Source organism: Streptomyces sp. NPDC047853, assembly GCF_043204535.1.
GTDB lineage: Bacteria > Actinomycetota > Actinomycetes > Streptomycetales > Streptomycetaceae > Streptomyces.
Map to the genome: position 1 here is coordinate 123,041 of NZ_JBIDCI010000005.1, position 16,748 is coordinate 139,788.

19 protein-coding genes and 1 tRNA gene are annotated in these 16,748 nt (G+C 74.0%); 12 read left to right on the forward strand and 8 right to left on the reverse strand.

The features are described from left to right. Window positions 1-419 precede the first annotated feature (419 nt). The gene (gene proP / locus ACGF5T_RS12010; protein WP_366766587.1) at window positions 420-1,820 is read left to right on the forward strand and encodes a glycine betaine/L-proline transporter ProP; all 1,401 of its coding nucleotides are present in this window, start codon (window positions 420-422) and stop codon (window positions 1,818-1,820) included. A gap of 34 nt (window positions 1,821-1,854) precedes the next feature. On the opposite strand, the gene ACGF5T_RS12015 is transcribed toward proP, so the two are convergent. Next, window positions 1,855-2,247 carry a hypothetical protein gene (locus ACGF5T_RS12015; protein ID WP_361011334.1) on the reverse strand — a complete coding sequence of 131 codons (393 nt, stop codon included), beginning with the start codon at window positions 2,245-2,247 and terminating at the stop codon, window positions 1,855-1,857. A 70-nt stretch (window positions 2,248-2,317) separates the two neighbouring features. Between ACGF5T_RS12015 and ACGF5T_RS12020 the strand changes: the two genes are divergently transcribed. After that, window positions 2,318-2,728, forward strand: a complete 411-nt coding sequence (locus tag ACGF5T_RS12020; protein WP_356611383.1) for a DUF1992 domain-containing protein — start codon at window positions 2,318-2,320, stop codon at window positions 2,726-2,728. Between the two features lie 10 nt (window positions 2,729-2,738). Here ACGF5T_RS12020 and ACGF5T_RS12025 read toward each other — a convergent pair whose 3' ends face one another. Next, window positions 2,739-3,350: a hypothetical protein gene (locus ACGF5T_RS12025; protein WP_361011331.1), complete on the reverse strand. Its 612-nt coding sequence runs from the start codon at window positions 3,348-3,350 to the stop codon at window positions 2,739-2,741. A 5-nt stretch (window positions 3,351-3,355) separates the two neighbouring features. Continuing rightward, window positions 3,356-4,024, reverse strand: coding sequence for a hypothetical protein (locus tag ACGF5T_RS12030; RefSeq protein WP_356611379.1), 669 nt, complete (start codon window positions 4,022-4,024; stop codon window positions 3,356-3,358). A 166-nt stretch (window positions 4,025-4,190) separates the two neighbouring features. Between ACGF5T_RS12030 and ACGF5T_RS12035 the strand changes: the two genes are divergently transcribed. Beyond that, a complete protein-coding gene (locus tag ACGF5T_RS12035; protein WP_366766586.1) occupies window positions 4,191-4,691 on the forward strand; it encodes a GNAT family N-acetyltransferase in 501 nt (166 codons plus the stop codon). A gap of 158 nt (window positions 4,692-4,849) precedes the next feature. Further along, window positions 4,850-6,265, forward strand: coding sequence for a peptidoglycan-binding domain-containing protein (locus ACGF5T_RS12040; RefSeq protein WP_366766585.1), 1,416 nt, complete (start codon window positions 4,850-4,852; stop codon window positions 6,263-6,265). 85 nt (window positions 6,266-6,350) lie between these two features. On the opposite strand, the gene ACGF5T_RS12045 is transcribed toward ACGF5T_RS12040, so the two are convergent. Together ACGF5T_RS12045 and ACGF5T_RS12050 are read right to left on the reverse strand one after the other, a co-directional pair. Next, window positions 6,351-7,016, reverse strand: a complete 666-nt coding sequence (locus ACGF5T_RS12045) for an HAD family hydrolase (protein WP_356611374.1) — start codon at window positions 7,014-7,016, stop codon at window positions 6,351-6,353. A 191-nt stretch (window positions 7,017-7,207) separates the two neighbouring features. Continuing rightward, window positions 7,208-7,789, reverse strand: coding sequence for a TMEM165/GDT1 family protein (locus tag ACGF5T_RS12050; RefSeq protein WP_356611372.1), 582 nt, complete (start codon window positions 7,787-7,789; stop codon window positions 7,208-7,210). 423 nt (window positions 7,790-8,212) lie between these two features. On the opposite strand from ACGF5T_RS12050, the gene ACGF5T_RS12055 reads away from it, so the two are divergent. The 4 genes from ACGF5T_RS12055 (at window position 8,213) to ACGF5T_RS12070 (ending at window position 12,109) form a co-directional block, all read left to right on the forward strand. Further along, a complete protein-coding gene (locus ACGF5T_RS12055) occupies window positions 8,213-8,857 on the forward strand; it encodes an HNH endonuclease family protein (RefSeq protein WP_356611370.1) in 645 nt (214 codons plus the stop codon). 88 nt (window positions 8,858-8,945) lie between these two features. Further along, the gene (locus ACGF5T_RS12060) at window positions 8,946-10,580 is read left to right on the forward strand and encodes an alkaline phosphatase D family protein (protein ID WP_366766584.1); all 1,635 of its coding nucleotides are present in this window, start codon (window positions 8,946-8,948) and stop codon (window positions 10,578-10,580) included. Window positions 10,581-10,828: 248 nt separating this feature from the next. Continuing rightward, the gene (locus ACGF5T_RS12065) at window positions 10,829-11,281 is read left to right on the forward strand and encodes a DoxX family protein (protein ID WP_356611366.1); all 453 of its coding nucleotides are present in this window, start codon (window positions 10,829-10,831) and stop codon (window positions 11,279-11,281) included. 153 nt (window positions 11,282-11,434) lie between these two features. Continuing rightward, the gene (locus tag ACGF5T_RS12070) at window positions 11,435-12,109 is read left to right on the forward strand and encodes a VTT domain-containing protein (RefSeq protein ID WP_366766583.1); all 675 of its coding nucleotides are present in this window, start codon (window positions 11,435-11,437) and stop codon (window positions 12,107-12,109) included. 337 nt (window positions 12,110-12,446) lie between these two features. On the opposite strand, the gene ACGF5T_RS12075 is transcribed toward ACGF5T_RS12070, so the two are convergent. Next, on the reverse strand, window positions 12,447-12,680 hold the full coding sequence (locus ACGF5T_RS12075) for a DUF2277 domain-containing protein (RefSeq protein ID WP_366766582.1): 234 nt from the start codon (window positions 12,678-12,680) through the stop codon (window positions 12,447-12,449). A 4-nt stretch (window positions 12,681-12,684) separates the two neighbouring features. Next, window positions 12,685-13,218, reverse strand: coding sequence for a GNAT family N-acetyltransferase (locus ACGF5T_RS12080; protein WP_366766581.1), 534 nt, complete (start codon window positions 13,216-13,218; stop codon window positions 12,685-12,687). A gap of 117 nt (window positions 13,219-13,335) precedes the next feature. Between ACGF5T_RS12080 and ACGF5T_RS12085 the strand changes: the two genes are divergently transcribed. Then, window positions 13,336-13,692: a hypothetical protein gene (locus ACGF5T_RS12085; protein WP_366766580.1), complete on the forward strand. Its 357-nt coding sequence runs from the start codon at window positions 13,336-13,338 to the stop codon at window positions 13,690-13,692. A gap of 109 nt (window positions 13,693-13,801) precedes the next feature. On the opposite strand, the gene ACGF5T_RS12090 is transcribed toward ACGF5T_RS12085, so the two are convergent. After that, window positions 13,802-13,873, reverse strand: a tRNA-Val gene (locus ACGF5T_RS12090). Between the two features lie 261 nt (window positions 13,874-14,134). Between ACGF5T_RS12090 and ACGF5T_RS12095 the strand changes: the two genes are divergently transcribed. The 3 genes from ACGF5T_RS12095 to ACGF5T_RS12105 all read left to right on the forward strand — a co-directional run bounded on the left by ACGF5T_RS12095 (window position 14,135) and on the right by ACGF5T_RS12105 (window position 16,683). Further along, on the forward strand, window positions 14,135-14,905 hold the full coding sequence (locus ACGF5T_RS12095; protein WP_366766579.1) for a DUF4097 family beta strand repeat-containing protein: 771 nt from the start codon (window positions 14,135-14,137) through the stop codon (window positions 14,903-14,905). Window positions 14,906-14,977: 72 nt separating this feature from the next. Then, window positions 14,978-16,384: a hypothetical protein gene (locus ACGF5T_RS12100; protein WP_366766578.1), complete on the forward strand. Its 1,407-nt coding sequence runs from the start codon at window positions 14,978-14,980 to the stop codon at window positions 16,382-16,384. A gap of 77 nt (window positions 16,385-16,461) precedes the next feature. Beyond that, the gene (locus ACGF5T_RS12105) at window positions 16,462-16,683 is read left to right on the forward strand and encodes a zinc ribbon domain-containing protein (protein ID WP_356611353.1); all 222 of its coding nucleotides are present in this window, start codon (window positions 16,462-16,464) and stop codon (window positions 16,681-16,683) included. Window positions 16,684-16,748: the final 65 nt, after the last annotated feature.

A 16,748-nucleotide genomic window follows, 5' to 3' on the forward strand; every position in this document is an offset into this window, starting at 1 on the left:
GTGTACGCGATGTGTTGTTCCTGCGAACCCTATGAGGCTCGCACCGCCCCCGGAGGGAGACGCAGGCAACCCCCGCTCAACCTGACCGCCGCCCGCCTTTCGCTCCGTTTTTTCTTCGGCCCACCGGTCATGCGTTCGACCGGTGACGGGGCGGAGCGGATGCGGACACCTCCCCCAGGAGCGAGAAGGATCACAGGTCACAGGGGGTGGAGGCGGGCCGTGACGCGGGGACGTCCCTGCGTGCACGCCCTTTCGGTGCACAGTGCAACGATAAGCGTACCGGGCGTAAGCGGCGCATCAGCGCCTATGGTCGTTTTCTGCCCGCGGCCGTGTGCCGCGGGCTTCTTCCGGCCCGGCGACAGCGCCGCCGTGCGGGTCGTGGCGTCCCTGTTCCCGTCGAAAGGTAGGCGAGCGAAGTCTTGTCGGCTGCCCCCGTCGCCGCTCACCCGTCCCGCACGAGCCCCGCTTCCCCGCCTCGCGCCGCCGCGCCCACCGTCACCGACCCCGCGCTCGTCCGGCGTGCCGTGAAGGCCGCGGCGCTCGGCAACGCGATGGAGTGGTTCGACTTCGGCGTCTACAGCTACATCGCCGTGACGCTCGGCAAGGTCTTCTTCCCGTCGGGCAACCCGACCGCCCAGCTCCTCTCCACGTTCGGCGCCTTCGCGGCGGCCTTCCTGGTGCGGCCGATCGGCGGCATGGTCTTCGGTCCGCTCGGGGACCGGGTGGGGCGGCAGAAGATCCTCGCCCTCACGATGATCATGATGGCGGCCGGCACCTTCGCCATCGGGCTGATCCCGTCCTACGCGACGATCGGCGTCTGGGCGCCGGCGCTGCTGCTCGTCGCCCGGCTGGTGCAGGGCTTCTCCACCGGGGGCGAGTACGCGGGCGCGTCCACCTTCATCGCCGAGTACGCGCCGGACAAGCGGCGCGGGTTCCTGGGGAGCTGGCTGGAGTTCGGCACGCTGGCCGGGTACATCGGCGGCGCCGGGCTGGTGACGCTGATGACGGCACTGCTCTCCGACGGCGACATGACGTCCTGGGGCTGGCGCATCCCGTTCCTGATCGCGGGGCCGATGGGCATCATCGGGCTGTATCTGCGGATGCGGCTGGAGGAGACGCCGGCCTTCGCCGCCGAGGTCGAGAAGGCGGAGGCGACCCGGCCCAAGGTGCCGCTGCGGCAGATGGTCACCGGGCAGTGGCGGGCGCTGCTGCTCTGCGTCGGCCTGGTGCTGGTCTTCAACGTCACCGACTACATGCTCCTGTCGTACATGCCCAGCTATCTGACGAGCGAGCTGAAGTACGACGAGACGCACGGGCTGCTGGTCGTGCTGGCGGTGATGGCGCTGATGATGGTCGTCCAGCCGTTCGCCGGAGCGCTGACCGACCGGATCGGGCGCCGTCCGGTGATCGCGGCGGGCTGCGCGGGCTTCCTGCTCCTGTCCGTCCCCGCGTTGCTGCTGATCCGCGAGGGCAGTCTGCTCGCCGTGGGGCTGGGCATGGCGGCGCTGGGCCTGCTGCTGGTCTGCTTCACGGCGTCGATGCCGTCCGCGCTGCCCGCGCTGTTCCCGACGCGGGTGCGGTACGGGTCGCTGTCGATCGGCTTCAACGTCTCGGTCTCGCTGTTCGGCGGGACGACGCCGCTGGTGGTGACGGCCCTGATCGGGGCGACGGGCGACATGATGATGCCCGCGTACTACATGATGGCCGCGGCCGTCGTCGGCGGTGTGGCCGTGTGGTTCATGTCGGAGTCGGCCGGGCGCCCGCTGCCGGGATCGGCCCCGGCGGTCGAGGCGGTCGAGGAGCGCGCGACCACCGCGTGAGCCCGCGCCGGTGCCGCCTGCCGGAGGCCCGTCCTCACGCCTCGTGGTAGAAGCCGACGTTGACGCTGCGCGGCTCCACCCGGTCCTGGACCACGATCTCGCCGCTGCCGCCCCGGGGCAGCCCCACGGTGTCGCCGTAGCCGACCGGCCGGGCGTACCCGTCGACGGTGAGCCGGACCTCCGAGGAGGGGTCCGGCTGGGAGCCCCGCAACCAGGTCAGCTGCCACGTGCCGTCGGCCCCGCACCGGAACTCCAGGTGCACCCGGGAGACGAACAGCCAGTCGTCCGGCGTCGACAGCCGGCACACGGACTTGTCCCGGCCCACCCGCAGCACCGCTCCCGGCTCGCTGGGCGCCTCGGCCATCTGCATGCCGGCCGTGGCACCCGCGTCCGCCGCGGTCACGGCGGCCATGGTGAGTTCGAGCACGTGCGCTCCTTCCCTCGTCGCCGCCGCATAGTAGATCGGTCGGGGGTGCGGTGTCCGGCACAATGGGGTCATGACCGAGCGAAAGCCCCCGGGCGTCGACTTCGAGTCCTTCGTCGACAAGCAGATCCGCGACGCCGAGGCGCGCGGTGAGTTCGCACAGCTGCCCGGCGCGGGCAAGCCCCTGCCGAGCGAGGTCGACGGCACCTACGACGAACTGTGGTGGGTCAAGCGGAAGATGGCCCGTGAGGGCTTCTCCGTGCTGCCCCCGACGCTCGCGCTGCGCAAGGAGGCGGAGGACGCCCTGGAGGCGGCCGCGAAGGCCCCGTCGGAGCGGGTGGTCCGCCGCATCGTCGAGGAGATCAACGTCAAGATCCGCGACGTCATGTTCAAGCCGCCGCCCGGCCCCCCGCTGGGTCTGAAGCCCTACGACGTCGAAGAGGTCGTGGAGCGGTGGCGGGAGGGCCGGGCGGCGGAGCGGTGACGCCCACGCGTCACAGGTGCATCAGGCGGTCCGCCAGCTCGCGGTAGTCCCGCAGGGCCAGGCGGAGCTGTTCGGTGTCGGTGCTCGTCGCGCGGTCGTCCGCGCCGGTGTCGTGCCAGGACGTGCGCAGGGTCGTGCGGCGGTGCGTCACCGCGTCGGCGAGACGGGCGGCGATCTCCTCCAGGACGCGGTCGGCCTCCTCCACGGAGGCGCGCGGCGCGTCGACGAAGCCGGCCACCGCGTGGTGGAGGCGCTGACCGAACTTGTCCAGCTCGTCGTGCGGGAGGAGCGCGCCCTCACCGTGCGCCGACCGGTGGTCGGAGGCACGGTCGGGGCCGTCGGACCGTCGGCCCGAGGTGTGCTCCGGACCGTGGGCCCCCAGACCGGACGTGCGGTCCGGACCGTCGGACCGCAGACCGGACGTGCGGTCCGGACCGTCGGTCCGCAGGCCCGGGGTCGTCTCGCTCCGGGTGCCCGCCGCGTGATCGGCGCGCGCTCCCGGAGCCGGCTCCGTCGGCTGCGGCGGCGGTGTGGTGCCCAGGGCCGTCTCGCCCCGGGCGTCGGGGGTCTGCCTGTCTCGCTCGACGGGGATGCCGCCGGTCTGCCGGGTCACATCGGACATGTGGCTCAACTCTCCTTCGGCTGGCGCTTGTTGAACGACCAGGTGTGCTGGGTACGGGTGGCCGGTGCCCGGCCGTCGCCCTCGGCTCCGGCACGGTGCCGGCTGCCGTCGTGGCGGGAGGAGTCCACCAGTTCCTCGAAGAGCGCGCGGGCCGCGACCATGGCCTCGCGCATCTCCTCCGTGCCCGCGCCGCTGTCCTGCGCGCCGTCCACCCGCGCGTGCGTCACGCGGTGCACGCGCCGGTAACCGTCGACGTGGTGGGCGTGGTGCACGGACAGCGCCGCGAGCTGCTCCTCGTACTGCCCGCCGTCCGGGAAGCCCCGGGTACCGGCCAGCTCGGCGAGCAGCCGGTCCGCCTCGCCGACCGCTTCGCGCGGGGAGTCGACGAAGCGCTCCTGGGCCGCGGTCCACCGCGCCTCGTAACGCTCGCGCTCGGCCGGCTCCAGCGACCTGATGTGCAGCGAACCGTGCCGCTCCACGCGCTCGGCCAGCTCGCGCTCGGCGGCCTTGGTGTCGCCGTCGTGCCGGGCCACGGCCCGGTCGTACTCGGGCCCGAAGCGACGCTTCAGGCTTACGCCGTGCTGGGGGCCCCGCGCGCGCCGGGCCAGTACGGCCGCAACGACGAGCACGGCGGCCACGATCACGATCAACGCGATGATCACGCCTGTGGACATGGGTGCCTTCCGGGTTCTCGGCCCTGACCGGCTCTCCGAACGGGCCGGTTCGCTGTTCGGGTTGCCTCCAAGTCCCCCCGTAAACAGCGCACGGGAGGCGCCGACGGCGCACCGGTGGGAAAATACGCTTGCGCCGGGAGCCGGCCCCCTCCCGACAATGCCGGTCATGGACTGGACCGTCGCCCCCGAACCCCACGACTCCCCCGTCGCCGCCGCCCTGTGGCGGGCGTACTACACGGAGGTCAGCGACCGCTGGTACCTGCTGCACGAGGGTCGGCCCACCGATCCCGCCGAGCTGGAGCGCGAGATCGCCGCGCACTCGGGTGCCGACCTCGCGGCGCCGCGGGGGCGGTTGCTCGTCGCCCGGTACGACGGTGAACCGGCCGGCACCTCGGGCGTGCGGCTGCGGGACGACACCACCGCCGAACTGACCCGGGTGTTCCTGTACGCGGACATGCGCGGCCGGGGTGGCGCCGCGCTGCTCGTGCGGGCCGCCGAGGACGCCGCACGGGCACTCGGGGCCTCGCGGATGGTCCTCGACACCCGGGGGGACCTCGTCGAGGCCCGGGCCCTGTACGCGCGGCTCGGCTACACGGAGACCGAGGCGTACAAGGAGGACCCGTACGCCGAGCACTGGTTCGAGAAGCGGCTGGCGCACGCCGCCTGACGGGAAGTCAGCATCTCACTCAGGACGGTGTGACCGGATATGCCTGTTTCGACGCCTGCGGGAAGCCCGTGTTCGGGGGGCGTGTGCGCGCAAGTGTGGAGAAGATCTGCATAATCCTTGGAGTTCGCGAGGGGAGTCGCGAGGGGAGGGACGAACGCGTGGAACAGCAGAAAGAGCCGCCGCAGGAGCCGCTGGAGCCTGCCGCGGGCCACTCGTGCCCGGAGTGCGGCATGCCCAGGAGGGCCGACAACACGCCCTCCTGCGCCTGCGGAACGCGGGCGTCCGACGCCCTGCGCGAAGCCCGCACGGCCCAGGCGGCAGCGGCGGAGGACTTCGACCCCCTGCGCATCCGGCCCTACGTGGACCTGGACGACGGCCCCGGGCGGATACCGGCCCCGGGGGCCGGGACGGACGCGTCCGCCCCGGCGCCCGGGGTCGGTACGGCACCGGCCTCCGGAGCACCCGCACCCGCGGCCCCGGAGGACGAGGGGCACCCGTCCGCGACGCCTCCTCCCGGCCCGACACCCGCGACCGGCACGCCGCTCGCTTCCGGCACCGCACCCGCACCGGGCACCCCGTCCGCACCCGGCACCCTGCCCGCACCCGGTACCGCGCCCTCCCCGGGAGCGGAGACGCCCGCGGCCCCAGCGCCCGCATCCGCAGCACCTCCGCCGGGGACGCCCGCCACCCCCGCACCGACGTCCGCGGCCGGCCCCACCCCGCCCGGCAGGGCTTCCGCGCCGGACGAGGACGCCACCATGACGCTGCGCGCCGTCGGCGCCGGTACGGGCGGCTCGGCGCCGACGGAGGCGACCTCCGTGCTGCCCACTCCCCTGGCGCCCTCGACCGGCGCGCCCAGCGCGCACGACCTGCGCCTGTTCGAGCAGCCCGCCACCGCGCCCGCCGCACCCGCGGGGCCCGATGCGGAAGGCACCCCTGACGGACACCCGCCGCGCAGACGGCGTCGGGGCGTGCTGCTCAGCGCCGCCGGGGCGCTCGTGATCGTGGTGGGCGCGGCCGGGTTCGCGAGCGGACTGTTCTCCTACGAGAGTCCCTCGCGGGACGGGGCGCTGCCGGACGAGGTCCGCGCGAGCGTGCCGGACCCGTCGACCGACGCGGTGTCCACGGCCCCCGTGCCGGGCCCCGCGTCCGCCCGGCCGACCTCGTCGTCACCGTCCCCGTCCGCCTCCGCGTCCCCCAGCGCGAGCCCGTCGGCCTCACCGTCGCCGTCGGCGTCGAGCGCCTCGCCCACACCGTCCCCGTCGGCCGAGCCGACCCAGACCACGACGACCACGCCGGCCGAGGACCCGACGCGGGAGTCCGAGGACGACGGCCGCGACGATGACGGCGGCTCCACGCTGCACCGCGGCGACCGCGGCCCCGAGGTCTCCGAACTCCAGCAGCGCCTGGCGCAGCTGTACCTCTACACCGGCGAGATCGACGGCACCTACGGCCACCGGGTCGAGGACGCGGTCCGCACCTACCAGTGGGCACGCGGCATCCGCTCCGACGAACTCGGCGTCTACGGCCAGGACACCCGGCGCCAACTGGAGTCCGAGACCCGGGAGCCGTGAACGCGGCCGCCGCCGGCCGCACCGGCCCGCTCAGCCGACGTGCAGCCGCGGCTCGTGGCTCCACCGGCGTGCGGCCGGCCGCCGCTCAGCCGACGTGCAGCCGCAGCGTCCCGTCCGCGCCGGCCTCCACCCGGACCCGCCTCAGGTCCTCCACGACCACGTCGGGCCCGTGCAGCGCGGCCCGGGGACCGACCCCGACGACCCGCATCCCGGCGGCGCGGGCGGCGGTGATGCCGGCGCCGGAGTCCTCGAAGGCGATGCAGTCGGCGGGGGCGACGCCCAGCTCGGCCGCACCCTTGAGGAAACCCTCGGGGTCGGGCTTGCTGGCGCCGACGGACTCGGCGGTGACCCGGACGTCCGGCTGCGCGAGCCCGGCGGCGGCCATCCGCGCCGTGGACAGCGGCACGTCCGCCGACGTCACCAGGGCGTGCGGCAGACCGCGCAGCGAGGCGAGGAACTCCGACGCCCCGGGGATCTCGACGACGCCCTCGGTGTCGGCGGTCTCCTCGGCGAGCATGCGCGCGTTGTCCGCGTGGTTCTGCTCCATGGGCCGGTCCGGCAGCAGCAACGCCATCGACGCGTAGCCCTGCCGCCCGTGGACGACCTTCATGACCTCGTCGCCGTCCAGCCCCTGCCGGTCGGCCCAGCGCCGCCAGACGCGCTCGACGGCGGCGTCCGAGTTGACGAGGGTGCCGTCCATGTCCAGCAGCAGGGCACGGGCGGTGAGGACGGTGGTGGCGGTGGCCGACATCGGCAGACTCCAGACGCGGGGAGGAAACAAGGCGGCCCCGCCCGCCGGTCAGGGAGAACGGGCGGGAGCCACTTTGTTCCTCCACGGTACAAAACGCACCGGGGGTCGCGCCACCGCCCCGCCGAAACGTTCACGTGCCGTTCGCCTCACCCGACACCCGTCCCGCCGGGGGCCGGCCCGCGGACCGGGGCTCAGCCGGCGACCGCCTCCCACAGGCTCCACAGGCCGAGGCCCAGCATCAGCAGCGCCGCGATCTTGGTGATCAGCGCCAGCGGCACCCGCTTCATCAGGGCCTTCCCGCCGACGATGCCGAGCCCGGCCACCGCCCACAGCGCGAGCACCGCGCCGAGGCCGACGGAGAGCGGGTCGTCGTAGCGGGCCGCCAGGTTCGCCGTCATGATCTGCGTGAGGTCGCCGAACTCCGCGACCAGGATGAGCATGAAGCCCGCCCCGGAGACCTTCCAGAAGGACTGGTCCTCCGGCTTGCGGATCTCCTCGTCCTCGTCGTCCTTCCGCATCAGCAGCACGGCCGCGCCGCCCAGGAACAGCACGCCGGTGACCGCGTGCACGATCTGCTGCGGCAGCAGGGTGAGCACGCTGCCGGCCGCGACCGCCAGCACGACGTGCACCAGGAAGGCGGCGGCCACGCCGGCGAAGACGTACGAGGCCCGGTAGCGGGTGCCGAGGACGAGGCCGGCGAGCGCGGTCTTGTCCGGAAGTTCCGCGAGGAAGACGACGCCGAAGACTACGGCCGTCACGGTCAGGCTGATCAAGGGTTCCTCTATCGGTCGGGGCCGCCCCGCCGAGAGTGCTGGTCCTGCGCTGCGGACCCCTCGGCACGGCAGCACACGGTCGCCCCCGCCGTACGGCACGGGCCTGCACTGCTTGCCGAAGGTCTCGCTGGCCGGCCCCGCGTACGAGGCCTGCCTCCGGGCGCCGGCTCAGACGAGCTGAGCAGTATGTCGACGGTCCGGCGAAGAGCTACTCCCCTTCTGCGCCGTCCATAGTACGCGAGCGCCCGGGCGGCATCGAGGGGCGAACGTCCCGGGGCGCTCCGTCACGAGTCCCGTCGCACCCATAGACGTGCCATGCACACGTCACTAACTTCTTACCGGCCGCACACCTGTGCGCCATGCGGCGTCGCGAGCATTCCCCCTGCCCGCGTCCCCACACCCCCACCTCCCCAGGGAGTTCGCATGTCGAAGTTCTACGCGCGTCGACGGCTCGGTTTCCTCGCCGCGTTCACCGGACTCATAGCCTCCGCCGGGCTCCTCAACGGCCCGGCCGCCTCCGCCGCCCTCCCCACCCCGGTCAGCGGCGCCACCGCCCGCTCCTACCTCGCCACCCTCACGGTGAGGACCGAGAACCGCACCGGCTACGACCGCGACCTCTTCCCGCACTGGATCACGCAGTCCGGCGCCTGCAACACCCGCGAGACCGTCCTCAAGCGCGACGGCTCGGGCGTCGTCACCGACTCCTCCTGCGCCGCCACCAGCGGCAGCTGGTACTCCCCCTACGACGGCGCCACCTGGTCCGCCGCCGCCGACGTCGACATCGACCACCTCGTCCCGCTCGCCGAGGCCTGGGACTCGGGCGCCGGCTCCTGGACCACCTCCCGGCGCCAGTCCTTCGCCAACGACCTGACCCGCCCCCAGCTCCTCGCGGTCACCGACAACGTCAACCAGTCCAAGGGCGACCAGGACCCGGCCACCTGGATTCCCTCGCGCACCGCATACCGCTGCACATATGCCCGAGCCTGGGTACAGGTGAAGTATTACTACGACCTCTCGGTGGACTCCGCCGAGAAGTCGGCCCTGCAAAGCCAGCTCGCGAACTGCTGACGTCCCGTCCCTCACGCGTTCGGCGCGGAGCCTCCCCCTCGGCCTCCGTCGTTCCGTACCGTACGGGGCGACGGAGGAGGGGATCACCATGGCCGGACTGCGCCTGGGACCACTGCTGAGATACACCGACGGCTCGTGCGCGACCGTCTGGGTCGAGACCGACCGGCCCTGCACCGCCGAGGTCCGCTGCGCCGACGGCGCCAAGGGCACGGCCCGCACCTTCCGCGTCGCGGGCCACCACTACGCCCTGGTCCCGGTGAGCGGCCTGACCCCGGGCACGGCGACGGAGTACGAGGTCCTCCTCGACGACACGCGCGTGTGGCCGCTGCCCGACTCGCGCTTCCCGCCGTCGGTGATCGCCACCTCCCCGGCGGACGGGGATCTGCGCGTCGCCTTCGGTTCGTGCCGCTGGGCCGCGCCCCCGGCCGGCGGGAAGGACCCGGTGGGCCCGGACGCGCTGGACACCCTGGCCGCCCGCATCGCGGCCGACCCGGAGGGCGCCCGGCCCGACCTGCTGCTCCTGCTCGGCGACCAGGTGTACGCCGACGAGGTCTCCGACGCCACGCGCGAGTGGATCTCCGGCCGCCGGAGCCTGGACGAGGGGCCGGGCGACCAGGTCGGGGACTACGAGGAGTACAGCCACCTCTACGACGAGTCGTGGACCGACCCGGACGTGCGCTGGCTGCTGTCCACCGTGCCCAGCTGCATGATCTTCGACGACCACGACGTCATCGACGACTGGAACACCTCCGCCGCCTGGCTCGCCGACATGCGGGCCACCGACTGGTGGAACGAGCGCATCCTGAGCGGGCTGATGTCCTACTGGGTGTACCAGCAGCTCGGCAACCTGTCCCCCGACGAGCTGGCCGCCGACCCCCTCTACGCGGCCGTCCGCGAGGCCGAAGACGGCACCGAGGCGCTCCGCTCGTTCGCCGCGCGGGCCGACGCCGACCCGGCCTCCGTCCGCTGGAGCTACCGGCGCGACTTCGGGCGCGTACGGCTGCTGATGGTCGACTCCCGCGCGGCCCGCGTCCTGGACGAGGACCACCGCGCGATGCTCGACCCGGGCGAGGACGCCTGGCTGCGCGAGCAGGTCATGGACGACCGGGAGTCGTACGACCACCTGCTGATCGGCACCTCCCTGCCCTGGCTGCTGCCCCACCTGGTGCACGACGTGGAGGCGTGGAACGCCGCGATCTGCGCCGGTGAGCGGGGCGCCCGCTGGGCCCGGCAGGGCGAGAAGATCAGGCGGGGCGCGGACCTGGAGCACTGGGCGGCCTTCCCGGCCTCCTTCGACGCCCTCGCGGACCTCATCGCCGAGGCCGGCACCGGGCCGGGGGCGCCCGCGACGGTGAGTGTGCTCTCCGGCGACGTCCACCACGCCTACGTGGCCGAGCCGTCCTGGCCGGGGCGCACCCCCGACGCCCGGGTGGCGCAGTTGACCTGCTCCCCCGTCCACAACTCGGTGCCGCTCTCGATCCGGCTCGGCTTCCGCTTCGGCTGGAGCGCCGCGGCGCGGGCCCTCGGCCGGCGCATCGCCCGGCACGGGCGCTGTGCGGCGCCCGCGGTCGGCTGGCGCAAGACCGGCGGCCCCTGGTTCGGCAACCAGATCATGACGCTGACCCTGCGGGGACGCTCCGCCCGGCTGCGCCTGGAGCAGGCACAGGCGGAACGCGACGGGACGACCGCGCTGCGGCTGATCACGGAGCGCGAGCTGGCGTAGCCGCGGCCGCGGGTCACGGGGGGCGGAGCCGGGTACGAAACAAGTCACACCGGCGGGCTCCGCCTCACTTGTGGGAGCGCTCCCACCTGTGGCGCGACCCGCGGCCGCGACGCCACCGCACGTCACGCCTTGGCCTAATGTTGAACTTGCAAGTACTCGTTAGGCTCACCTAACGTGGGCAGCCCACTCGGTTCCGTCCCCCCACCGGCCCCTCGTCGGGCCGGCCCGACCGAAGGAGCACCCCCCACATGTCCGGACGCCTCGACAGCGCCCAGCCCTACGCCCTCGGCCTGTTCCGCATAGTCGTCGGCCTGCTCTTCGCCTGCCACGGCGCCGCCTCCCTCTTCGGTGTCCTGGGCGGCGCGTCGGGCGGCGGCACGGTCGACGCCGGCACCTGGCCCGGCTGGTACGCGGCCGTCATCCAGTTGGTCGGCGGCACCCTGGTGCTGCTCGGCCTCGGCACCCGCGCCGCCGCGCTCGTCTCCTCGGGCTCCATGGCCTACGCGTACTTCAAGGTCCACCAGCCGTCCGCCCTGTGGCCGATGGAGAACGGCGGCGAGGCCTCGGCCATGTTCTGCTGGGCCTTCCTGCTGCTCGTCTTCACCGGCTCCGGCGCCTTCGGCCTGGACCGGCTGCTCACCCGGCGCACCTCCGAGCGGCCGGAGTCCGTCACCGAGCGGCAGACGCCGGTCGCGGCCTGATCCGGACGCGGCGCACCGCGGGACCGCTCCGGCCGTCTCTCAGGTGAACGCTCCGTGGTGAAGACCTGAGCCCCCTGTGAACTGTCTGTCACACCCCCGGCGTACGCTGTATGGCTGTCATCGGCCGCTCCTGCCGTCCCCGCGTCCCGCGGCATGGCCCGGCCCACGGGGGAGGAACGGGGAGTTGTGGTGGTCGAAGGTCTCGGCAGTGTCGGTGCGCTGGTCAGCAGCCCATGGATCTATGTGGTGGTGGCCGTCTCCGTGCTCCTCGACATCTTCCTGCCGGTGCTGCCGAGCGGTGTCCTGGTGATCACGGCGGCCACCGCGGCGGCCGCGGGATCGGGCGCGGCGGCGGCCGGGCGGGTTCCGCAGGACGTCCCCGACATCCTGGTCCTGACGCTGTGCGCCGCGACCGCCTCGGTCCTCGGCGACCTGGCCGTCTACCGCCTCGCCTGGCGCGGCGGTCCGCGTCTGGACCGCGCGATCGCCCGGTCCCGTCGCCTGGTCACGGCGCAGGAACGTCTCGGCGGGGCGCTCGCCCGCGGTGGCGGCGCCCTCGTCGTGGTGGCCCGTTTCGCCCCGGCCGGGCGCTCGGTGGTCTCGCTGCTCGCGGGCACCGCCCACCGCCGGGTCCGCGAGTTCCTCCCCTGGTCGGCCCTCGCCGGGCTGGCGTGGGCCGCCTACAGCGTGGCCCTCGGCTACTTCGGCGGCCAGTGGCTGGGCGCCACCTGGCTGGCGGCCGGAGTGTCACTGGCCGCCCTCTTCGGCGCGGGAGCCGGGGCCGCGTTCCTGATGCGCCCCCGGCCCCGGGCGACGGAGGCCTCGTAGCGGACGGGTAACCGCGACGGGCCGCGCGGGCGGGTGCGCGCCGGACCAGCATCGGGTCGCCGCGACGGTGGCCGGAGGCCTTCCGGGCACCGGCACGAAGAGTGGCGACGGGCCGCGCGGGCGGCTGCACGCCGACCCACGGTCAGGGCGGCGGACGGCATCAGAAGGCCTTCCGTGCACCGGCACAGATAACCGCCACAGGCCACCCGGACGGCTGCACGCCGACCCACGATCGGGTCGGCGCGACGGCATCAGATGGCCTTCCGGACGCCGGCACGCCTAGTCGCGACGCGCGAACGGCTGCACGCCGACCCACGATCGGGTCGGCGCGACGGCGTCAGGAGGCCTTCTGGGCGCCGGCGCCTCCTCGTACCTCCAGGCCGTCGAGCAGCTCGGCCGTGGCCGCGGTGATCGCCTCCACGGCCTGATCGAAGACCTCGCGGTTGTGCGCGGCCGGCGCACGGAACCCCGAGACCTTGCGCACGTACTGCAGGGCGGCGGCCCTGATCTCGTCCCCCGTGGCCTCCTCGGCCAGCACGGGCGGACGCAGTGTCTTGATGCTGCGGCACATGAGGTCAGTCTCCCTTCTCCAGGTCCACCCGCCAGTCGTTCGACCTGATCCAGTGGCCCTTCGGATACTCGAAGTCGGCCTGTCCGAGCAGGGTGAAGCCGGCCCTGCGGCAGACCGCGTTGGACGCGGCGTGGCCGGTGTCCGGGAAAGCGTGCAGATACCGGTGCCGGCCGGCCGCGCGGGCCGCCCGCGTCACCGCACGGGCCGCCGAGGCGGCCAGTCCGCGCCCCTGGAACTCGGGCAGTACCGCCCACCCGGTCTCCCACACCTCCGCGCCCCGCCAGGTCCGCTGCCAGTACCCGATCGAGCCCACGGTCTCTTCACCGTCCGCCGACACCACCCGGTACATCCGCCCCGCCTCCAGCTCGGTGTACCTCCGGTGCCGGCCGAGGAGCCGCTCCTCGCTCTCCGGGCCGCCCAGGTGCGCGGTCATCTCCGGGCTGTTCGTCCTGCGCAGCAGCCACAGGTCCCGTTCCGACCAGGGGACCAGGCGCACCTGCTCCGCGCCGCTCCCGGTCCACTCGCCCACGCCGTCCATGCTCCTCACGGTAGGGCAGGGGTCTGACATCCGGCCCCGGTCGCGGGGGCCACCCTTTCGCGTGAACCACCGAAGGGAACGCGCGCCTCAAAATCGAACAGGCGTATCATTGAGCCCGTGGCTACGACCTATGACTTCCCCAGTGACCTCCTCGCCGGTCAGGAGGAACTGCACCAGGTCCGGGCCGAGCTGGCGGCCCTGCTGAAGAGACTTCCCTGGTCCGTCGAGCCACTCGACGGCTTCAGCGACGACAGCGGCTGGCGCAAGGTCGAGCGCCCCGCCTCCCCCGGCTGGTCGGCGGACGAGCAGGCCGAGGTGGAGAAGCTCCGACGGCGCGAGCGGGAGCTCGCCGTGTTCGTCAGCACCCACCGCTACTGGTCGCAGATCACCGGCCCCGACCAGGTGGACGCCCGCTCGGAGCTGAAGCGGGCCCGTGACGCCCCGCCGGGCGACACCCCGGCCACGGACGCGTGAGACGTACGGGAGGGACACCGCCCCGAGGCGGCCGCGACGGAGGGCACACGAAAGGCCCCCGGAGGATCTCCGAGGGCCTTCGCGCCGACGACAGCGGCGCCGGTCCCGGTGGGCGCGGACGGTTTCGAACCGCCGACATCCTGCTTGTAAGGCAGGCGCTCTACCCCTGAGCTACGCACCCAGGACGAGTCGACAGCCTACATGGCCCCGTGCGGTGCGCCGCAACGCCCGAGGGCTCCGGGCCGCGGGTGCCACGGGTGCCGCGGGTGCCATGGGTGCCATGGGTGCCATGGGCGGGGGTTATCCCCACCCCCGATCCGCCGGTGACCCGGATCCCGCCGGGGCCCGCCGCTCCGTACGGTCGGAGAGTCCCGCCGCACCGGGTCCCGCACCGCGGATCGGCCCGCCGGCGCCTCGTCGTCCGTCCCTGGGGGAAACCGTCATGTCCCGCCGCATGCTTCCGGTCCGCGCACTCGCCGCCGCCGGTGCCGTCGCCGTCCTCGTCGCCGGCCTCGGCGCCTGCGCCTCCGCCGACGAGGACAAGGACCCCGACCACCGGACCTTCGCCTTCCGGGGCGACGCGCTGACCATCGACGCCGACGACTCCGCACTGGAGATCGTGGCCGCCGACGGCCATCCTTCCGGCGAGGTCGAGGTGACCCGGTGGTTCCAGGGCTCGGTCGCCATCGGCTCCGATCCCAAGGTGACCTGGCGCATGGACGGCGACCGGCTGGAGCTGCGGACGCACTGCTCCGGAATGGTCGCCGACTGCGCCACCAGGCACCGCGTGGAGGTGCCGCGCGGCGTCGCCGTCAAGGTCAGGTCCGACGACGGCAGCGTGCGGGCCCAGGGGTTCCGGGACAGCCTGGACATCCGGACGGCGGACGGGTCCGTGCGCGTCAGCGACTCCTCGGGACGGCTGGAGATGCACAGCGACGACGGTTCGCTGCGCGCGGACGTCTCCGCCCGCCAGGTGAAGGCCTCGACCCAGGACGGCTCGGTCCGCCTGCGGCTCGCCACCGTCCCGGACCTGGTGGAGACCCGCAGCGACGACGGTTCCGTGCGCGTCTCCCTGCCCCGGGAGACGTACAAGGTGTCCGCCGAGAGCGACGACGGCTCGGTCGACGTGTCCGTGCCCCGGGACGACGCCAGCTCCCACGTGGTGAACGCCCGGACCCAGGACGGCGAAGTCACGGTCGAAACCGCGAACTGACCGGGCCCGTGTGTTCGTCCTCAACGGGTGGGAGAATGGACCCGGGCAGGCCGGACGACACGGGAGAGGGATGTGACGGCGACACCATCGCAGCCGTACTCGCCGATGGTGCCGCGCGCGCGGCGCCTGCCGCACCGCTCCCGTCGGCGGCGCCCGCCCGGCGCGCTCCGCGACACGCTCACCCTCGTGGGGCTGCCCTTCCTCGCCGCCCTCGCGCTGCCCGCCGCGTTCGCCGGGGGCGGCACCCGGCGGTGGTTCGGCGGACGGGCCGAGAGCCAGCGGGCCGAGGCGCAGGCCGCTAAGGACGACGCGGCGGCCGCCTTCTACGAGCTGGACACCGCGCAGCGGGACCTCAGGATCTCGGTCGAGACGATCGCGGCCGTCGACGCCTCCCCCGCCGCCCGGCGCGCGGTCACCGACTTCGAGGCGCTCGGCCGCCGCATCGACGAGGCCAGCCACCAGTACATCGAGGCCGTCGACGCCCACGACCTCGACCGGGACGACCTGGAGGCGTCCGCCGCCTCCCGCGCCCGCGGCGAACTGACCGCCGCCAGGACCGAACTGGGCCGCGTCAAGCAGGAACTGGACCGCTTCGCCGAAGGACTCGGCCCGCTCCTCGGCAAGGCCGAGACCCAACTCGCCCGGCTGGCGCCCGCCGTCGAACGCGCCCGGCAGACCCTCCTCGCCGCCTCCGACGCCCTCGACGCCGTACGGGAGGCCGGGCTGCGGGCGGACGACCTCGCCGCCCGGCTCGCCGCCCTGGGACCGGAGCTGACCCGGCTGAACCAGGGCGCGGGCCGGCACGGCGTGCCCGAGACCCTCGACCGGGCCGAACGCGTCATCCGGGAGGCCGGGGCGGTGCGGGCGGAGGCCGAGCGGCTGCCGGAGCGGGCCGCCGAGATCGATCACCGCCTGGTCTCCCTGCGCACCCGCGCCCAGGCCCTGACCACCCGCACCGCACAGGTCGAGCCCGTGCTGAGCGAGCTGCGCCGGCGGTTCACCGTCGCCTGCTGGCAGGACCTCCAGCACGTGCCGGACCAGGCCGGCGAGTCGGTCCGGCAGGCGGAGCGGAAGCTGGCCGAGGCCCGGACCGCCCGCGAGGAGCAGCGCTGGCCCGACGCCACCGCCCTGCTGTCGACCGTACGGGCGCTGCTGAACGCGACCGACGAGGCGGTCTCCGCCGCCGGCGACCGGCTGCGTCAGTTGAACGCGGTGCAGAAGAACCCGGCGCAGGAGATCGAACGCACCCGCTTCGCGATCCGTGACGCCCAGCGCCTGGCCATGGCGGGCCGCAACACCCCCGACCCCCGGCACGCGCGCCCGCTGGACGAGGCCGTGGCCCGGCTGGAGCGGGCGATCACCACGCTGGAGGGCCGGCACCCCGACTACTGGCACTTCCTGACCGAGACGGACGCCGTCCGGCGAACGGTGGCCGACGTCGTGGCCGGCATCCGGGAGGAGCGCGGCGCCGGGCACTGACCACCCGCGCGACCACCGGCCCGGCGGGTTCGCGCCGACGGGCCGGCCCGTCCGGCCGAGCCGGTTAACCTGTGCCCATGCCTCGCTACGAGTACCGCTGCCGCAGCTGCGGCGACACCTTCGAACTGAGCCGTCCCATGGCCGAGTCCTCCGCGCCCGCCGCCTGCCCCGCAGGGCACGGGGACACGGTGAAGCTGCTGTCGACGGTCGCGGTCGGCGGCTCCTCCGCCGGACCGGCGCCCGCCCCCTCGCCGGGTGGCGGAGGCGGCGGATGCTGCGGCGGAGGCTGCTGCGGCTGACGCCTCCGCGCGGTCCGTGCCGTTTCCGGCAGCCTCCCTCCCGTCCCGCCCCGCCGCATATTCCC

What these genes read in the sequence shown, in the direction of transcription:
- ACGF5T_RS12020 (WP_356611383.1), top strand. Translation starts at nt 2,318, where the DNA reads ATGACCGAGCGAAAGCCCCCGGGCGTCGACTTCGAGTCCTTCGTCGAC.
- ACGF5T_RS12025 (WP_361011331.1), bottom strand. Translation starts at nt 3,350, where the DNA reads ATGTCCGATGTGACCCGGCAGACCGGCGGCATCCCCGTCGAGCGAGAC.
- ACGF5T_RS12030 (WP_356611379.1), bottom strand. Translation starts at nt 4,024, where the DNA reads ATGTCCACAGGCGTGATCATCGCGTTGATCGTGATCGTGGCCGCCGTG.
- ACGF5T_RS12035 (WP_366766586.1), top strand. Translation starts at nt 4,191, where the DNA reads ATGGACTGGACCGTCGCCCCCGAACCCCACGACTCCCCCGTCGCCGCC.
- ACGF5T_RS12045 (WP_356611374.1), bottom strand. Translation starts at nt 7,016, where the DNA reads ATGTCGGCCACCGCCACCACCGTCCTCACCGCCCGTGCCCTGCTGCTG.
- ACGF5T_RS12055 (WP_356611370.1), top strand. Translation starts at nt 8,213, where the DNA reads ATGTCGAAGTTCTACGCGCGTCGACGGCTCGGTTTCCTCGCCGCGTTC.
- ACGF5T_RS12060 (WP_366766584.1), top strand. Translation starts at nt 8,946, where the DNA reads ATGGCCGGACTGCGCCTGGGACCACTGCTGAGATACACCGACGGCTCG.
- ACGF5T_RS12065 (WP_356611366.1), top strand. Translation starts at nt 10,829, where the DNA reads ATGTCCGGACGCCTCGACAGCGCCCAGCCCTACGCCCTCGGCCTGTTC.
- ACGF5T_RS12070 (WP_366766583.1), top strand. Translation starts at nt 11,435, where the DNA reads ATGGCCCGGCCCACGGGGGAGGAACGGGGAGTTGTGGTGGTCGAAGGT.
- ACGF5T_RS12075 (WP_366766582.1), bottom strand. Translation starts at nt 12,680, where the DNA reads ATGTGCCGCAGCATCAAGACACTGCGTCCGCCCGTGCTGGCCGAGGAG.
- ACGF5T_RS12080 (WP_366766581.1), bottom strand. Translation starts at nt 13,218, where the DNA reads ATGGACGGCGTGGGCGAGTGGACCGGGAGCGGCGCGGAGCAGGTGCGC.
- ACGF5T_RS12095 (WP_366766579.1), top strand. Translation starts at nt 14,135, where the DNA reads ATGTCCCGCCGCATGCTTCCGGTCCGCGCACTCGCCGCCGCCGGTGCC.
- ACGF5T_RS12105 (WP_356611353.1), top strand. Translation starts at nt 16,462, where the DNA reads ATGCCTCGCTACGAGTACCGCTGCCGCAGCTGCGGCGACACCTTCGAA.